The sequence below is a fragment of the Xylanibacter rodentium genome (genome assembly GCF_013166575.1).
In the GTDB taxonomy this organism is placed as follows: domain Bacteria; phylum Bacteroidota; class Bacteroidia; order Bacteroidales; family Bacteroidaceae; genus Prevotella; species Prevotella rodentium.
On the sequence record NZ_JABKKE010000003.1, the window covers coordinates 80,600 to 99,421 of the forward strand.

At 47.1% G+C, this 18,822-nt stretch carries 13 protein-coding genes, 1 other RNA gene and 1 pseudogene; 14 read left to right on the forward strand and 1 reads right to left on the reverse strand.

The window, feature by feature from the left end; genetic code table 11:
* Positions 1 to 115 precede the first annotated feature (115 nt).
* Positions 116 to 1,716 (forward strand): annotated as a pseudogene (locus HPS55_RS02965) (IS1182 family transposase).
* Between the two features lie 179 nt (positions 1,717 to 1,895).
* On the opposite strand, the gene ssrA reads toward HPS55_RS02965, so the two are convergent.
* Positions 1,896 to 2,296, reverse strand: a transfer-messenger RNA (tmRNA) gene (ssrA, locus tag HPS55_RS02970).
* A gap of 336 nt (positions 2,297 to 2,632) precedes the next feature.
* On the opposite strand from ssrA, the gene HPS55_RS02975 reads away from it, so the two are divergent.
* From HPS55_RS02975 to HPS55_RS03035, 13 genes are all read left to right on the forward strand, one after another.
* On the forward strand, positions 2,633 to 5,161 hold the full coding sequence (locus tag HPS55_RS02975) for an SLBB domain-containing protein (RefSeq protein WP_172175839.1): 2,529 nt from the start codon (positions 2,633 to 2,635) through the stop codon (positions 5,159 to 5,161).
* 26 nt (positions 5,162 to 5,187) lie between these two features.
* Complete coding sequence (locus HPS55_RS02980; protein WP_253945807.1) at positions 5,188 to 6,258, forward strand: chain-length determining protein; 1,071 nt, start codon at positions 5,188 to 5,190, stop codon at positions 6,256 to 6,258.
* Between the two features lie 60 nt (positions 6,259 to 6,318).
* Entirely contained in the window at positions 6,319 to 7,845 is a 1,527-nt protein-coding gene (locus HPS55_RS02985; RefSeq protein WP_172175841.1) for a lipopolysaccharide biosynthesis protein, read from the forward strand.
* Positions 7,833 to 9,050, forward strand: a complete 1,218-nt coding sequence (locus HPS55_RS02990) for a hypothetical protein (RefSeq protein ID WP_172175843.1) — start codon at positions 7,833 to 7,835, stop codon at positions 9,048 to 9,050. Before HPS55_RS02985 ends, HPS55_RS02990 begins: the two co-directional genes overlap by 13 nt.
* Positions 9,051 to 9,065: 15 nt before the next feature.
* Positions 9,066 to 10,229 carry a glycosyltransferase gene (locus tag HPS55_RS02995; RefSeq protein WP_172175845.1) on the forward strand — a complete coding sequence of 388 codons (1,164 nt, stop codon included), beginning with the start codon at positions 9,066 to 9,068 and terminating at the stop codon, positions 10,227 to 10,229.
* Positions 10,226 to 10,864 carry an acyltransferase gene (locus HPS55_RS14305; protein ID WP_285816190.1) on the forward strand — a complete coding sequence of 213 codons (639 nt, stop codon included), beginning with the start codon at positions 10,226 to 10,228 and terminating at the stop codon, positions 10,862 to 10,864. The genes HPS55_RS02995 and HPS55_RS14305 overlap by 4 nt, the downstream gene beginning before the upstream one ends.
* An 8-nt stretch (positions 10,865 to 10,872) precedes the next feature.
* Positions 10,873 to 12,024: a glycoside hydrolase family 99-like domain-containing protein gene (locus tag HPS55_RS03005; RefSeq protein WP_172175847.1), complete on the forward strand. Its 1,152-nt coding sequence runs from the start codon at positions 10,873 to 10,875 to the stop codon at positions 12,022 to 12,024.
* Between the two features lie 46 nt (positions 12,025 to 12,070).
* The gene (locus HPS55_RS03010) at positions 12,071 to 13,117 is read left to right on the forward strand and encodes a glycosyltransferase (protein ID WP_172175849.1); all 1,047 of its coding nucleotides are present in this window, start codon (positions 12,071 to 12,073) and stop codon (positions 13,115 to 13,117) included.
* Positions 13,118 to 13,458: 341 nt separating this feature from the next.
* Positions 13,459 to 13,893: a DUF6078 family protein gene (locus tag HPS55_RS03015; protein ID WP_172175851.1), complete on the forward strand. Its 435-nt coding sequence runs from the start codon at positions 13,459 to 13,461 to the stop codon at positions 13,891 to 13,893.
* Positions 13,894 to 14,057: 164 nt separating this feature from the next.
* Complete coding sequence (locus HPS55_RS03020) at positions 14,058 to 15,080, forward strand: glycosyltransferase family 2 protein (protein ID WP_172175853.1); 1,023 nt, start codon at positions 14,058 to 14,060, stop codon at positions 15,078 to 15,080.
* An 11-nt stretch (positions 15,081 to 15,091) separates the two neighbouring features.
* Positions 15,092 to 16,288, forward strand: a complete 1,197-nt coding sequence (locus HPS55_RS03025; RefSeq protein WP_172176219.1) for a DegT/DnrJ/EryC1/StrS family aminotransferase — start codon at positions 15,092 to 15,094, stop codon at positions 16,286 to 16,288.
* Positions 16,285 to 16,869 (forward strand): sugar transferase, encoded by a 585-nt coding sequence (locus HPS55_RS03030; protein ID WP_172175855.1) that lies wholly within the window; start codon positions 16,285 to 16,287, stop codon positions 16,867 to 16,869. The genes HPS55_RS03025 and HPS55_RS03030 overlap by 4 nt, the downstream gene beginning before the upstream one ends.
* 17 nt (positions 16,870 to 16,886) lie before the next feature.
* A complete protein-coding gene (locus HPS55_RS03035) occupies positions 16,887 to 18,803 on the forward strand; it encodes a polysaccharide biosynthesis protein (protein WP_172175857.1) in 1,917 nt (638 codons plus the stop codon).
* The last annotated feature ends 19 nt before the right edge of the window (positions 18,804 to 18,822 follow it).

Below are 18,822 nucleotides of genomic sequence, written 5' to 3' on the forward strand. Positions count from 1 at the left end.
GATGCACCTTCTTTTTATAACCTGCAGAAAAACATAAAACAAAGCCTCGACTTTCCCAAGCCGGGGCTTTGTCATATAGCAAGGATGCTGTATCTTTGTGATATATATAAATTAAATGTCTACAAAGATACACTTTCGGGATTACAATCCCAAACAAATGATACTTTTTCCTCAGCGTCTTAACAAAGATATTGCGGAAAACGATCCTGTCCTTGTTGTAGATGCGGTCATAGACAATCTCAAACTTGAAAATTTCAAGAAACTATACAAGGAACGCGGCCGCAGTCCGTATCATCCCAAGATGATGCTCAAGGCAGTCATCTAGGCTATATGAACAACATCTACTCATGTCGAAAGATAGAGACGGCCCTGAAGCGTGACATCCATTTCATATGGCTGGCCGGCTACGAGCAGCCGGATTTCAATACCATCAACCGTTTCCGAAACCGCGTCAAGGATGAGATCAACCTGGTCTTTACCCGGCTGGTCATTGTCCTTGCAGAAAAAGGCTTCATCACACTTGACGTTGAATACATCGATGGAACCAAGATTGAGTCCAAAGCCAACAAGTACACTTTTGTATGGCGTAAGTCAACAGAAAAGCTCCGGGCAAAACTTATCGAAAAAATAAAAGTTCTTCTCTAACAGATAGACGAGTCCATTGCGCAGGAAAACGCCGAACAAGAAAACGGTCAAAGTTTCACCCCGGAAGATCTGAAGAATATCACGGAAGAACTTAACCGCAGTCTTGATAACGAACCCAAACCCGGGACAAAAGAGCAGAAAGAGCGGCGCAAGGAGCGAAAGAGACAGATAAAACAACTTAAGGAACAAGCCGATAAACTCAACGAATATGACGAGAAACTGCGCATTTTGGGCAATCAGAACTCATATTCCAAGACCGACTGTGACGCCACGTTCATGCGGATGAAAGAGGATGCCATGAACAACGGCCAGACAAAGCCGGGATATAATCTGCAGATTGGAACGGAGAATCAGTTCATCCTTGACTTCGGACTGTTTCAGACTCCCAGCGATCCCCTTACCATGATACCCTTCTTCAACTCGTTTTTCGACCGTTACAGCAAACATCCGCAGACAGGCGTTGCCGATGCCGGTTACGGCTCCGAGGAAAATTACCGCTTTATGGAAGAGGCCGGAATCGATGCCTATGTCAAATACAACAGGTTCCATCGCGAGCAGCGGATGCATTATGTGCCGGATTCATTCAGTGCGCAGGCTCTTTATTATAATACCGACGGAGACTATTACGTATGCCCGATGGGGCAGCATATGGAACGTATAGGGACAACCCGTACAAAAACCAAAAGCGGATATATTTCCAAATCCTCCCGTTACAAAGCTCGACGATGTGAGGGATGCCCTCTGAGGGGCAGCTACTTCAAGGCAAAAGGTGACAGGATAATCGAAGTCAACCATCCTCTGGCGGAGTACCGACGAAAGGCCCGGGAACGGCTGACATCGGAAGAAGGTATAGAACACCGGGGACGAAGATGTATCGAACCGGAGGCCGTTTTCGGACAGATGAAATACGACATGGGATATAAACGCTTCCGTCACTTCGGACTGGACAAAGTCAAAATGGACTTTGCCTTCTTTGCCATTGCCTTTAACCTCAAGAAAATGTGCTCCAAAATAGCAAAAGCGGCTAAGAATGGGGGAAATACCACTGATTCCGGCGTTTTTTACGTATAATCGGAAGAGGGACCACCGAGAGTCGAATATTTGGGGAATCTAAACAAAAAGAGAGGGCATAAAATTATTGAACCCTCAAGTCCTTATAAAAAGAGGGGGTATCAAATCGCTTCAATTTGATACACCCTCCTCTTTAGTCTTGCTTTGGCTTCTGTTGGCCGGAATCTATCCGACCCGCCAAGTGGAGCTGGAGGGAGTCGAACCCTCGTCCAAACAGGGAAACCATACGCTTTCTACATGCTTATTCCAGCCTTCGGTTTTCGTGCTGCGACAAGATCCGGACCACCAATCGCAGCCTTATCCCCTAAAATTTCATCACACCGCCGGGGCGCGGCATGACTATTTCCGATTTAACTGCACCGCTTGGCCAAAGAGCTTCGGAACAACAGCCTTTGAGCGATGTCTCGTCCTGCTACCTTGTAGCTGGATAAAGCCGATAATCTACTATACTTCGATTAGGCAGCGAGAGCATAATTGTTTTCGCCAGATAAATTTTTGACCGATGTTATTATGGAGTCAACAGTCGTCACTCCGCATGCTTACGTACCATTTCTGCCCGCTGTCAAATCCAGTCAACCCCAGGTATTGTGAAACGGCATACCGTCGTTTTCCGCTGAAAAACTTTGCAAAGATAGTCATTTTATCCGAATTAGCCGTTTTTATTTTAATAAATTGTGTATCTTTGCAGAAAATAAGCAGCATCTCGGCATAACACCCAAACAAGTTTGGTGATTCTGCTCTCGATTTGCATTATTTTTGCAGAAAATAAGCTGCATCTCGGCATAACATCCAAACAAATTTGGTGATTATGCTCTTGATTTGCATTATTTTTTTGCAATAAATTCGTGAAAATGAAGTTTAAATAAGTATTAATCAAAAATAAAAAAACGAAGATACTTACCAGACATAATAAAGTATGAAAAAATATTTAGTTTCGATTGTCATGCTGTCCATGATGGCAGTTGCGTCTTTTGCCCAATCGTCGATGAGTGATGAAGCCGTGATGGAATTTGTTATTCAAGAACACGGCAAAGGCACTTCCCAGTCGCAGATTGTGACTAAACTCATGCAAAAGGGTGTCACTATAGATCAGATAAAGCGCATAAAAAACAAATATGAAAAAGAAAACAACGGAAGTGCACTCGGTGCAAAAAATCTGACGACATCGCCTAACAGCAAGGTGCGCACAAGAGAAAACAACGGCAAGGAGAAAGACAATGCCGACATATCTAAATATCGTAAAAAGGACGGCAGGATTACATCTCAGTCCAAACGTACTTATGACAATACCAATCCCGATTTCATGCAGATGCAGCGAGAACTGAGCACGTTCATGCCCGACTCGACGGAAATATACGACCGCATGTATCTTGAGGAAATGATGAATCAGGAAAAGAACAGACGTAAGATCTTCGGACGCGACATTTTCAATAACAAAGACTTAAGTTTCGAGCCAAACATGAACATCGCCACACCGAAAGACTATCGTCTGGGAGCCGGCGATGCAGTGTTTATTGATATATGGGGAGCGTCGACCGGAACTTTCGAGAGCACAGTATCTCCCGACGGCACAATAAACATAGACGGATTCGGACCTGTGACCATAGGCGGAATGACTGTAGACGAAGCCAACAAGGCACTGCGCAGACAGTTGGGCGCACGCTATCAGAATTCGCAGATGAGACTTACCGTAGGGCAGACAAAAACGATATCCGTCAATGTGATGGGCGAAGTCAACGTGCCCGGCACGTACACCCTGTCCGCCTTTGCCTCAGTGTTTCATGCCCTGTACATGGCAGGAGGCATCAACGACATAGGTACAATGCGTAACATCAAGGTGTACCGCAACAACAGACTGATTTCCACTGTCGACATCTACGACTATATACTTAACGGAAAACTCGCAGGAAACGTACGCCTCACGGACAACGACGTGATCATTGTGGGACCGTACGACTGCATTGTAAACATCACGGGCAAAGTAAAACGTCCGATGTTCTATGAAATGAAAAAGAGCGAGAGCGTAGGCACGCTGCTCAAGTACGCCGGAGGATTTGCCGGGGATGCCTACAGAAAGTCCATCCGTCTGGTACGTAAGGCAGGCACGCAATATTCTGTATACAATGTCGGCGAATTCGACATGAACTCGTTCCGTCTGGAAGATGAGGATTCGCTCAGCATCGATTCCATATTGCCACGCTATTCGAACATGGTCGAAATAAAGGGAGCTGTGTTCCGTCCGGGAATGTATCAGGTGGGCGGTGACATATCGACAGTGCGTGCACTTATAGAAAATGCCGAGGGCGTGACCGAGGACGCATTTACGGCCCACGGTGTCATGCACCGCATGAAACCCGACCGCACACTCGAGGTTATGTCGGTGGACGTCGCCGGTATAATGGAAGGTCGTGTGGCCGACATCCCGCTGCGCAACGAGGACGTGCTCTACATACCGAGCAAGAAAGACCTGCAGGAGGAAAAGACACTGACGATATATGGAGAAGTGATGTACCCCGGAGTATATCAATATGCGGACAACGAGACCGTTGAAGACCTGATATTGCAGGCCGGAGGACTTAACGACGTGGCATCTATGATGAAGGTGGACGTGTCGAGACGAATGAACGACAATCATGCCGTGACCACTTCCGACACAATTGCCCGCACATACTCGTTTGCCATAAAGGACGGATTCATTATCGACGGTGAACCGGGATTCGTACTACAGCCGTATGACGAAATCTATGTAAGAAAATCGCCCGGATATTCCCAACTACAGAACATAAAGATAGAAGGTGAAGTTCTTTACAGCGGAACATACACACTGCCCCAGAAGAGCACGCGACTGAGCGAGATGATAAAGCAGGCCGGAGGCGTCACCAACACGGCATACGTGAAAGGAGCCCGTCTGGAACGTACAATAACACAAGACGAACGTCTGAAAATGGAAGACGTGAGAAAGATGCTGCTGACACAAAGCGGCGAAAAAGACACGCTGGACACAAAGAAACTCGACTTCGGAAACACTTACTACGTAGCCATAGACTTGGAAAAAGCAATTGAAAACCCTGGCAGCAACTACGACGTAATATTGCGTGAGGGCGACCGCATTCTTGTGCCGGAGTATTCGAGCACGGTCAAGGTCAGCGGCGACGTCATGTCGCCATCTACGGTTGCCTACCGCGAGGGTAAGGGTGTGGGATACTATATAGACCAGGCCGGAGGCTGGGGTAACCGTGCAAAGAAAAGCCGCACATTCATAGTGTACATGAACGGACAGAAAGCACGTGTGGGCTACAGAACCAAACCTATGCCCGGATGCGAGATCATAGTGCCGAGCAAGATGCAGCAGAAGAAGATGAGCACAGCCGAAATCGTGACCATCGGCTCAAGCACGGCATCTATAGCGACGATGCTGATAACGATAGCCAATCTGGTTAAGTAATCCCATTCCCCAAAAAGACATACGTTATGACAAACAATAATGTGAACGACAATATGTCGGAAGTAATCGACATACGAATCATACTAAAAAAGATATTAGCAAAGAAAAAGCTGTTTTTCAAGGCCTTACCCATAGCATTTGTGATGTCGAGTGTATTGATTGTATGCGTGCCGCGATACTACACATCCAGTCTCAGTCTGGCACCCGAGGTGGCCAACAGCGGAATGGAAGGTACACTTGGTTCGATAGCTTCGTCGTTTGGTTTTGACATCTCAAGCATGCAGACCAACGATGCCATCTCTCCCCTGCTCTATCCCGACTTGATGGAAGACAACGGATTCGTAGTAGGACTGTTTGACGTCAAGTTGAAAAGCCTGGAAGGTAACATCAACACCACACTGTACGATTACTACAAGAAACATCAGAAAACGGCATGGTGGAACATTCCACTCGGCTGGCTGAAAAGCAGCATAGCAAAACTTACAGAAAAAGAAGATACGACCAAAAGAGGTTCTGGAAACGGTATCGAGCCGTACATTCTGTCGAAAACCCAAAATGACATCGCCGATGCCATAAGAGCCAACGTTGGTATATCCATAGACAAGAAGACTGCTGTAATCACTATAAGCACAAAGGCTCAAGACCCGCTAATCTGCAAGACACTGGCCGACTCTGTAAAGACACATCTGCAAGTGTTCATCACGCAGTACCGTACTAACAAAGCACGCATAGACCTTGATTATTACGAGCAGTTGGCCGACGAAGCCAAGCAGGAATATGAGGAGGCACGCAGAAAGTATGGGATCTATGCCGACGCCAACACCAACATCACGTTGGAAAGTTTCAGAGCCAAACAGAATGATTTGGAAAACGACATGCAGCTGAAATATAACACATACAGCACACTGATGACGCAGTATCAGGCCGCCAAAGCCCGACTACAGGAGCGCACTCCGGCGTTTACAGTCATCAAGGGTGCTGCCATGCCCGTGAAAGCTGACGGTCCAAAGAGAATGTTGTTTGTGTTGGGCATATGCTTCATGACCTTTATCGCCATAAGTGTGTATTCAATCAAAGATATGTTCAAACTGAAATAAGACAAGATCAGAATTACAATCTATATATGACCTTGTTGGAGGAGAGTCACAGACAACGATATGACACAAACCAAGAGAATAATAGTAAACACCTTAGCACAATACGGCAAAGCAATAATCAACATTGGATTATCCTTATATTCAACAAGATTAGTGCTTGACGCATTAAACATATCTGACTATGGACTATATTCTGTCATCGGCGGTCTGATTGCCATGCTTGGCTTTGTGCTCAACTCTTTAGTCATCACCACACAGCGCTACATATCTTACTACAAGGGCAAAGGAGACGAGAACTACATCAAAGAGATATTTGCCAACAGCCTGTTACTGCACATCATCATCGGTATAGTTCTGTGTGGAGCATTGCTGTTGATAAAGGAATGGCTTATCTCGAATGTGCTCAACATCGACCCTGTACGAACAGAAACGGCCAAAGACATATATGTGATTACCACACTGACGCTCTTCATAACCATACTTACCGCCCCTTACAAGTCGCTGTTCATCGCACGCGAAAACATTGTATATATATCGGTGGTAGAGGTGATTGACGGCATACTGAAATTTGGTCTTGCAATATGGCTCACATACATCAGCGCCGACAAACTGTTTGTATATGCAATCATGATGCTGGGCATACTGGTCGTCAATTTTCTGTCGTTCACAATATACGCGCTTGTCTATTTCAAAGAGAGCTGCATCATAATACGCCCCAAATCAATCAACAGAAAATGCCTGTCGCACATTGCCGGATTTGCCAGTTGGACAACCTACGGCATGGGAGCTGTCTCGGCACGCAATCAGGGATTTGCCGTTGTTCTGAACCACTTTTTCGGCACTGTCATAAACGCCTCCTACGGCATTGCATTCCAGATATACGGTGCCATGGCCTTCACCGTGACATCAATCCTTAACGCCATGACCCCGCAAATAATCAAGGCCGAGGGAGAGAATAACCGGGAGAGAATGTTCTTTCTGGCCGAGAAAGAGAGCAAGTTTTCCGTACTGCTCATGGCAATAATATCTATCCCCATCATGATAGAAATGCCTAAAATACTCATGTTGTGGCTGAAAGATGTGCCCGAGGACGCGGTAATGTTCTGCAGATTCATTCTAGTGTCGTTCCTTTGCGACCAGCTTACCATGGGCCTCAACGTGGTAAACCAGGCTTTGGGCAACATACGCCGTTACACCATCCTAATGTACACCCCCAAGCTCTTGTCGTTGCCGATGGCATGGGCTATACTATATTATGGCGGACAAGCACAGGACATCATGGTTCTTTACCTCATCATCGAACTGCTTGTCTCGATGATGCGCATACCTTATATAAAACGCGCCGCCGGGCTCAATGCAGGACAATATGTACGAAATGTCATATTACGTCTGTTGCCCACGCTCTTTGTTATATCCGCAACAGGATACATCTGCACAACGGCCATCACTGCCCCATACAGATTTGTACTGACATTTGTTTTGTCGGTATCAACCGGATTCATTTCCGCCTGGTTCTTCACACTGGAAAAGGCAGAACAGGACTTTGTAAAAAATACGTTCAAAAGACTTCATGTATGTTTAATATAAACGACATTAGTAGTCTGTACCTGATAAGAAAAGACTCGCTCACACGTTTCCTTTTTTATTCAGGAATGACAATAGCTTATTTCGGCTCACTGAACCCATGGTTCATGTGGGCATTATCTTCTTACTATATCATCATATCTACAATGTTTGTAACAATGGCCATGTTCGTATCGTCAACCATGCAAAAGCCATTGTTTACAAGAACCGATTTTATAGTACCAACTGTAGGATATCTGTTACTGGTAACATATCAGGCCCTGACTCACAACGACAATATCAACTCGTACATTATAAACGTATTCAACACCACTATATTTCTTTCTTTATTCCGCATAAACAAAAAAGTGGGTCTGGAGCTGTCTACCTTTATATCAAAAATAATGGCCATACTGCTCGTTGTTTCCATTTTCGGATACTTCCAGTATCTCATGGGCATCAACCTCCCAAACACGAACGTCAGCTTCCGTGACGACCTGTACTCATATACCAACTATTACTTTTTCCTACTTGACGACCGTTCGCTGTTCACCCTCATACCTCGTTTCCACGCGGTGTTCCTTGAGCCCGGTCAGATGGGTACGGCCACAGTGTTTCTGCTGCTCACCCAGTACGGCAAATGGAGAGAATGGTACAACATGGTTCTGCTCGCAGCCACGCTGATGTCATTCTCGCTCGCGGCATACGTCATGCTTGTGTTCGTGATATTCCTTAACCTATGGGTTCAGGGAAAGCATATCGCCCGTCAGGTTATACTGGCCGTATCTGCCATCGCCATAATCATTACCGGAGCCTTTGTATACAATGGTGGCGATAACCTTCTGCACGACCTGATATTACTGCGTCTTGAGGTTGAAGACGGAGATATTGTGGGAAACAACAGAACACGGGAAGATTTTTCCGTTGAATTTGAAAGGTTCATATCGTCGTCCGACGTGGTGTTCGGAAAGACATACGATGAAGGATTCGGAAACGCCGGCTACAAGGTGTTCATATACCAGAACGGTATCGTGGGAACAATGCTGCTGATTATATTCTACTTTGTAACAACGCGTAATGCCACATACAAACGCGCGGTGATATCAGGCATAATCCTGGCTTTCCTTAATTTCATAGTGAGAGGTTTTCCGCTGTGGTTCTGCTTTTTCATACCCATATATAGTATGTTCCTTACAGAGGCACCCACAACAAAAAAAATGAATGTATAGAAGAAACAGAAGCTGATGATTAACGCAGTATATATACTAAATGCCACCACAGAAACCGGAGGAGCATCAAAGTCATTCATCGCGATGCTGAAAGGACTGATGACCATGGGAGTGAAGCCCACGGTCGTCTTACCCGATACCCACGGCCTGTACAATACGCTGTCGCAGCTCGGTGTAAGGACGATAGTACTCAATTACAGGTCATGCACCTTCCCTCCTGCCAACGGGTTGACAGACTGTCTGCTGTTCGTGCCAAGACTTGTGGGAAGACTGTACCTCAACCACCGTTCGTCAAAGCAACTGACAGCAGCGATGAAGGAACTACAGCCCGACATTATACACACAAACGTGAGTGTGACAAACATCGGTTACAACGCGGCCCAAGCACTGCACATACCCCACATATACCATATACGAGAATACGGCGACCTCGATTTCGGTCTGCATTACATACCGTCACACCGCAGCCTGGAGCGACAGCTCGGCCGGCCCCGCTCCTACTCTATTTGTATCACAAAAGACATACAGCGCCATCACAAACAGGATGGCAAACCTACGTCGAGGGTGATATACAACGGAATAATGGCCACACAAACAACGATGCCCGCAACAGCCAGTGGCGACTACTTCCTGTTTGCCGGACGCATCGAACCGGCCAAAGGGCTCAACCTTCTGATAGAGGCATACGCCATATACGCCGCACGCACGGCAAAGCCACTAAAACTGTTCATCGCCGGAGGCAGCCCCGACAGCGGGTACGAAGAGAAACTGAAGAGCATGACACGCAACAACGGAACAGCCACCCACATAATATGGCTCGGCGAAAAGAGCGGTATGGCAACGCTGATGCGCGGAGCCAGAGCCACCATCGTTCCGTCACGCTTCGAAGGCTTCGGGCGCGTAATGCCCGAGGCCATGTTCAACGGCTGTCTGGCCATAGGCCGCAACAACGGCGGAACCAAAGAACAGATGAACACCGGCCTCTGCCTGACTGGCGAAGAGATAGCTCTACGGTTCGACAACGCCGACGAACTGGCCGCTCACTTGCTTAACGTGACAAATGAGCCGACCGACTGCTTCGATGCCTACCGCGACAGAGCTTTCCACACAGTAAACACTTTATATACCACCGAGGCCAACGTCAACGAAGTATACAATATGTATAAAGAGATACTATGATGTACAAGCTGATAAAAACAACAGGTGAGTCGGCCGGCCGGCAGCTGTCATTCTTAGTACCGGCCCAATTGCCGGAATTATGCCGGGCCGTAACAGCGCATATCTACACCGGCTTTCTGCGCCGCCGCTTTGCCAGTTTGGGCAAAGACTGCGTCATAGCCTATAAAGCAACCAAGCTGCACGGCCTCAACCTCGTGTCGATAGGCAATAATACCCAGATATCACGAGGTATACAACTCACAGCATGGCCTGACAGTGCCGCAACAACCGACCCCAAGCCCAAAATCGTGATAGGCGACAACTGCAGCATACGTGACTTTTGCCATATTACGGCGGCAAACAGTATCAGAATAGGGAACAATCTGCTTACAGGCACAAATGTGCTCATCACAGACAACTCTCATGGAATGACAGAACGTTCTCAACTTGAGATATGTCCGTATCTACGGAAACCGGTATCAAAGGGAGCTGTTGTGATAGGAAACAACGTATGGTTGGGAAACAACGTATGCATAATGCCCGGCGTCACAATCGGCGACGGTGCCGTTGTCGGCGCAAACAGCGTTGTGACCAAAGACGTTCCGGCATATTCTGTCGCTGCCGGTATTCCTGCAAAGATTGTAAAACAAGTATAACAATATATATGAACCCACGTATCATAGCTTTATATCTACCACAATACCATCCAATTCCCGAAAATGACGAATGGTGGGGAAAAGGATTCACCGAATGGACCAACGTAGCAAAAGCCAAACCGTTGTTCTATGGACACTATCAGCCACATATTCCGGCTGATTTAGGATTCTATGATCTGCGTCTTCCCGAAGTGCGTGAGCAACAGGCGCAACTTGCAAGAGAAGCCGGAATAGAGGGTTTTTGCTATTACCATTATTGGTTCGGCAACGGCAAGCAACTTCTCGAGCGCCCGTTCAACGAGGTTCTCCAAAGCGGCAAGCCCGATTTCCCGTTCTGTTTGTGCTGGGCAAATCATGACTGGACAAACAAAACGTGGATTAAAGAGAAAAGTACAAAGCGGGATTCTATGATTATGAAGATGGAATATTCGTTTGAAGACCACATCGCCCACTTCCATGCCCTACTGCCCGCATTCAAAGACAAGCGTTATATAAAAGTTGACGGCAAGCCTATTTTTGCGGTTTGGGCACCACGCGACATTCCCGACGTTGAAGGATTCATATCATTATGGCAAAAGCTCGCACAAGAAAACGGGCTGCCGGGAATACATTTCATCGGGTATACAGTAAATGCTTCAGGAAAATCCGTATCGTCAAACAAAGCCACTTTGTGGGACACAGAGCATGCGGCAGATTACTATAAAGATATTCTGAACAAAGGCTTCGACGCAGTAATATCATCCGGACTTGCGCGCGCCCAGTCGTTGTGTCACGGCAAACTAAAGATGTTGTATTACTACATGGCAGGCCAGACATTCCTACCGGCAACCATACGGACAGACTACGCAAAAGCAATGCGGCACTATTACGTGGAAGAAGACTCATGGGAAAATGTCTATCCTACGCTTCTCCCGCAATGGGACCGTACGCCACGTGCAGGAATCAAGACCGACCCATTGGTAAACAGTACACCTGAAAAGTTTCAAGAAACAGTTAAGAACGCGATAAAACTGATAAAAGACAAGCAGCCGGAGCATCAGATTCTTTTCCTGAAAGCATGGAACGAATGGGGAGAGGGCAATTATGTAGAACCGGATTTGAAATTCGGGCACGGATGGCTCGACGCCATCAAAAACGCATTGGCTGAATGTAACAGATAAACCAGACAACATTATATACACATCACTATATATACGGCATAAAGAAATGAAAAAGAAGGCAGGCGTGATAGGACATTTTGGCTTCGGGAAAGAGTTTCTCGACGGTCAAACAGTCAAGACTAAAACACTGGCAAAGGAGCTGAAGAACGTATTGGGAGACGAACATGTGACACTCTGCGATACCCACAACGGTCTGAAATTCCTTATAAAACTTCCATTCACCGGAATACGCATGCTTCATTCATGCGACAATGTCATAATACTCCCCGCCCACAACGGCATACGAGTTATAGCCCCGTTGCTCTGCTTCTTGAATATTTTCTTCCACAAGAAGCTACACTATGTAGTGATCGGCGGATGGCTGCCTGATATGCTTTCCGGCAATAAGACATTGGCTCGCAGCCTGTCAAGATTCGACGGTATATATGTGGAAACAAAGTCATTACACAAAAGGATGCACGCATTTGGATTCAACAATGTATATACAATGCCCAACAGCAAAGAATTGCCGGCCATCAAGCAATCGTCAGCCACCCGCAATCATGAGCAGACCTTGCCCATGAAACTCTGCATTTTCTCACGTGTAATGCAAAAAAAAGGCATAGAAGATGCCATCAGCGTTATAAAAGACATCAACGACAAAGCCGACAAGACCGTATATACGTTAGACATATACGGCCCGGTAGACGTAAACGAGACTGAATGGTTCCAGCAACTCATGGCAACGTTTCCGCCATATATATCATACAAAGGATGTGTGCCATACACCGAAAGCGTCAATACGCTTAAAAACTATTTTGCCCTTGTGTTCCCCACCCGCTTTTATACAGAAGGAATACCAGGCACAATCATCGACGCATACGCAGCGGCATTGCCGGTGGTTGCAGCACGATGGGAAAGTTTTGATGATGTAATCTACGAAGGCAAAACAGGATACGGATACAAATTCGGTGACATCGCGGAGTTTCACCGCTTGATGGACGAAATAGCATCGTGCCCGCAGAAAATAACAGAATTGAAATCACAATGCCTTAAAAAAGCAAAACTGTTCACACCACACGACACCATAAAAGTGCTCTTACCGCATCTTTAGCATGAGCATTTCAAAGAAACTAAGTGGTTTGCGTGCGTTTCTGAAAGTATCACAAGGCCGTTGAACCATTGGTACAGCGGCCTTGTACTGTTAGTACAGAGGCCTTGTACCGGCAGTACGGCAGCCCCGTACCGACATGACGACATGACAATGAGGGTATAGAACGAACCGTTTCGGATATGATTATGATAATGTCGAAGATCCATCAGAATAACATCAAAGCCGCAAATGCAAAAACCTCCACAAAATAAAGCAGGAACAATGAAACCGCATTTATTTTTTTGTGTTGTCAAATAAAACCCTTACCTTTGTCTTCCTTTATACTTAAATTCTGCAAAACAATGACAGACAACGAACTTTTCGCCAAACATGCCCAAAGCTATCTGCTGTGCTACAACGACAAATGCCCGACACGGAAACAATGTCTCAGATGGATAATCAAAGACCATACACCCGAGGACATGCCGGTTGTAAGCATTTTAAATCCGCGATACGCGAAAACAACAGACAACGAATGTCCTTATTTCAAGAGCAACAAGAAGCAGAAAATGGCCGTAGGAATGACTCTGTTCTTTGACGAAATGCCGCGCAAGACGGAGCAGTCCGTAAGAAATGCCCTTATCAACGACCTGGGACGCACCAAATTCTTCACCTACCGCCGTGGCGCCATCCCTATCCCACCCGCCATACAAGAACGTATCCGTGCAGTCTGCGAAGCATGCGGATGGGACAAAAAGCCCGTATACGACGGATTTACGGAAGAGTACGAATGGTGACCACCATGTGACCGCATACGGCCGACACCTCACGGTGTCGCTTCAACCATGCGGCAGCATGCTGCCAACGAATGAAAAAATATGAATACGATATGCAATAAAGGGCAACGGCAAGCGTTTCATATATGTATAAACATGAAATAAAAAAACGATAGACAACCGTCATGGCAGAGCCAAAGGTAACGATAATATGTCCTGTATATAATGAAGAACGATACATCAGCACATGTATAGAGTCCATCATAGCCCAAGACTACCTGAAAGAAGCTATGGAGGTGCTGTTTGTCGACGGAAGAAGCAAAGATAACACAGCCGAAATAATAAAGGCATACAGCCGCCGTGCACCATACATCCGCCTGCTTGACAATGAGCACCATACGGTGCCATACGCCCTGAACAAAGGCATACGGAAGTCTGACGGTGACGTCGTCATCAGAATAGACGGCCACTGCACTTATCCTTCCGACTACGTGTCGACGCTGGTAAGATACCTGTACAGCCTGGAAGCAGACAACGTCGGTGCCGTTTGGAACACGGTGCCGGCCAGAGACACCGCCATCTGCCATGCCATAGCCATAGCCTCAAGCCACCCTTTTGGCGTGGGAAATTCGAGACACAAGATAGGCGCAAGCGACATAATGCTTGCCGACACCGTACCGTTCGGGTGTTACCGGCGTGACGTCTTCGACAGAATAGGCCTGTTCGACACCGACCTTACGCGCAATCAGGACGATGAGTTAAACGCCCGCCTGACAAATCACGGCGGAAAGATATATCTCATACCACAACTTGTCATCAATTATACCGCACGCGACACAATCGGCAAGATGAGCCGGATGTACTACCAATACGGACTATACAAGCCATTGGTCAACAAGAAGCTGGGCAGTCCGGCCAGTATGAGACAGTTTTTTCCCATGCTCTTCGTACTCGGCATAATCGCCGGAGGAGCAATGAGCATGCTGTCCGACTTGATTCTCTATGCATATATCACCGTACTGGCACTGTATTTTGCCATCGGTCTCGCCATTGGCCTCAAACATTCGTTATCTCTCAAGCGCCCCACCCTTACGGTGCTTCTGCCATATGTGTTCCTTGTAATACACATGAGCTATGGCTGCGGCTATCTGAAAGGCATATACAAAGTGTTGATGAACAAGAAGTTTAACGTAGAATCAAACAGATAAAAAACGCAAGTATAATGAAGATACCATTTTCACCACCTGATATAACGGAGGCAGAAGCAGACGAAGTGCGCGACGCGCTGCTGTCCGGATGGATAACTACCGGTCCACGAACCAAAGAACTGGAGCGGCAGATTGCGGCTTTCTGCAACACGGAAAAAGCTGTATGCCTCAACTCTGCCACGGCATGTCTCGAACTCGTATTGCGAATATTAGGCGTAGGACCGGGCGACGAAGTCATCACGTCGGCATATACATACACGGCATCGGCAAGTGTGGTGTGCCACGTAGGGGCCAGACCGGTGCTCGTAGACACTGGGAAAGGCTCGTGGGAGATGGATTACGACCGTTTGGCGGATGCCATCAACGAGCGTACCAAGGTGGTGATTCCCGTCGACCTGGGCGGAGTTCCGTGCGACTACGACAAGATCATGGCCGCTGTTGAAAGCAAGCGCCACCTGTTCAGGCCGTCCAACGACATACAGAAATCCATAGGCCGGGTGGTCATAGCGGCGGATGCCGCACATGCTTTCGGGGCTTGCCGGCACGGTAAAATGGTGGGAAGCATAGCCGACTTCACATCGTTCAGTTTCCATGCAGTGAAAAATTTCACCACAGCCGAAGGCGGAGCACTGACGTGGAAAACCACTGACGGCTTCGACAACGAACTGTTGTACAAGGAGTTCCAGCTCATGTCGCTGCACGGACAGAGCAAGGACGCACTGGCCAAGACACAGCTCGGAGCATGGGAATACGATATCCTGTCGCCCGCCTATAAGTGTAACATGACAGATGTCATGGCCGCCATCGGACTTATACAGATGAAGCGCTACCCCGAACTGTTGGAGCGCCGCCGCCAGCTGATAGAGAGATATGACATGACGCTGAAAAAATACGATGTACAGGTGCTCGGACACTATGGCCCGAACCACCGTTCGTCGGGCCATCTGTATCTCGTCAGGCTGCTCGGCAAAGACGAGAACTACCGTAACCATGTGATAACGGAAATGGCAAAGAGAGAAATAGCCTGCAACGTTCACTACAAGCCATTGCCCATGATGACAGCATACAAGGCCATGGGTTTTGACATCAGCGACTACCCGAATGCCTACGACATGTTCTGCAACGAAGTAACATTGCCGCTGCATACAAGGCTTACCGACGAACAGGCAGATTTTGTATTACAGAATTTCACAGACATCGCGTTTTGACAAGATTGTTCGACATATTTTTCTCCGTGCTCGGAATGATAGCCCTATCGCCTGTTTTCTTCATTATCTATGTAATGATAAGGATTGAGAGCAAGGGCGGAGGATTCTATTGTCAGGAACGTGTAGGAAAAGACGGCGCGGGATTCAGGCTTCTGAAATTCCGCTCGATGCGCATCGGAGCCGACAGGCAGGGACTGATAACCATAGGCGGACACGACTCACGCATAACACGCGTGGGCTACTTCATCCGCAAATACAAAATCGACGAGCTGCCCCAACTGTTCAATGTGCTGAAAGGCGATATGAGTCTGGTGGGGCCGCGACCGGAAGTAAGGAAATACACAGACATGTATACCGACGAACAACGGCGCGTGCTGAGCATAAGACCGGGTATCACAGACTACGCCTCCATAAAGTATGCGGACGAGAACGTAATATTAGGGCAGGCTGACGACCCGGACAAAGTATATGTGGAACAAATCATGCCCGACAAGATAAGGCTTAACATGCGGTATATCGAGAATCATAATTTAAGGGAATACTTCAAGATTATATTCCTGACAATTAAGAAAATCATATAACTTGAAAGAACAAGCAGATGAGCATATTAAACAAACTGTCACATTGGTATTTCTCAAAAGACGCCCTGCCGTATTGGTGCGTCTTTATCTTTGACTGCCTTGTTGTCATATTCTCAGGACTTACGTGCTACACACTTGACCATGGCGCCGAAATGACATCAGACAACTTCATGCCCATAGTGGGCACGCTGTCTTTCTACCTTATATTCTATATCATCGGATTCAGAGCCATGCACACCTACTCGGGAGTGATGAGATATACATCGTTTTCCGATATAAGCAGAATTGCAATGGGCAATTTCATCGGAGTGACAATCATTGCCATACTAAGACAATTCTTCAACTTCGACGATTGGTTCGTGCCCATAAGGATGCGCGAACTGGCATCGACGTTCGTCCTCTCCACAGTAATCATGTGGACGGCACGCATGATCGTCAAATACATGTTCGAGTATTACCGGATGGACCAGGCAGCCAAACCGGCTTTCATCTACGGTGTGAAGAACGGAGGGACGAGCATAGCCCGCGCCATCAACACCGAAGAGACAAGACAGTTCAGGCTGTACGGCTTCATAAGCGACGCTGAAGACATGGTGGGAAAAGAGCTGATGGGAATAAAAGTGTACCGAAACGACAGCAACATCGTGAATAAGATGACCGAACTGAATGTCAAGACACTGCTCATCTCACCTCTGAAACAAAAGGCACTTGCCAACAATCCCGTAATGGCAGACCAGCTGATAGAAGCCGGCATATCCATACTTATAATGAACACCACAACCGAATGGGACGGTAAAAGCGACATTTCAACCAATCAGCTGAAAGAAATCGAAATAGAAGACCTGCTGCCGCGCGACGAGATACAGACAGACCTCAAGGCTGTCGGTGACATGCTGCGCGGTAAGAGCATCATGATAACCGGTTCGGCAGGAAGCATCGGCAGCGAGATAGCACGTCAGGTGGCCGAGTTCATGCCGGAGAGAATTGTAATGATAGACCAGGCGGAAACCCCTCAGCACGACATGCGCCTGTTCATGAAAAAGACATATCCGCACATCAAGTCCGAAACCATTGTCACGTCGATATGCAACCAAAGCCGCATGGAAACGCTCTTCAAGATGTACAAGCCCGACTATCTGTTCCATGCAGCGGCCTACAAGCATGTGCCGATGATGGAAGACAACCCATGCGAGGCCATCCAGAACAACGTTAACGGAACAAGGATAATAGCAGATCTGTCGGTGAAATACGGCGTAAAGAAATTTGTCATGATATCGACCGACAAGGCCGTAAACCCGACAAACGTCATGGGATGCTCCAAGCGCATTTGTGAGATATATGTGCAAAGTCTCGACAAGGCCATCAAGAACAACAGCAAGAACGGTGTTACACAGTTCGTCACAACACGTTTCGGCAACGTCCTCGGCTCAAACGGATCGGTGATACCGCTGTTCAAGGAACAGATAAAGAACGGAGGGCCGCTGACAGTGACCCATCCTGACATCTTCAGATACTTCATGCTCATACCCGAAGCATGCAAACTCGTGCTCGAAGCCGGAACGAAAGGACACGGAGGAGAGATATTCGTATTCGACATGGGTGCACCGGTAAAGATTGCAGACTTGGCAAGACGCATGATAAAGCTGAGCGGCGCCAACAACATCGACATAAAATATACAGGACTGCGAGACGGCGAGAAACTGTACGAGGAAGTGCTCAACGACCAAGAGATAACCAAACCGACATTCAACAAGAAGATAAAAATAGCAACGGTCAGAGAGTATGATTTCAACAAAGTGAAGAATATGATAGACATACTGATAGCCGAAAGCTATAAGTATGACGATATGAAGACCGTAACGGAGATGAAAAAGATTGTACCGGAATATAAAAGCAATCACTCCAAATACGAAGTATTGGACACTGAAAAATAAAAAGGAATCCATCAGATGC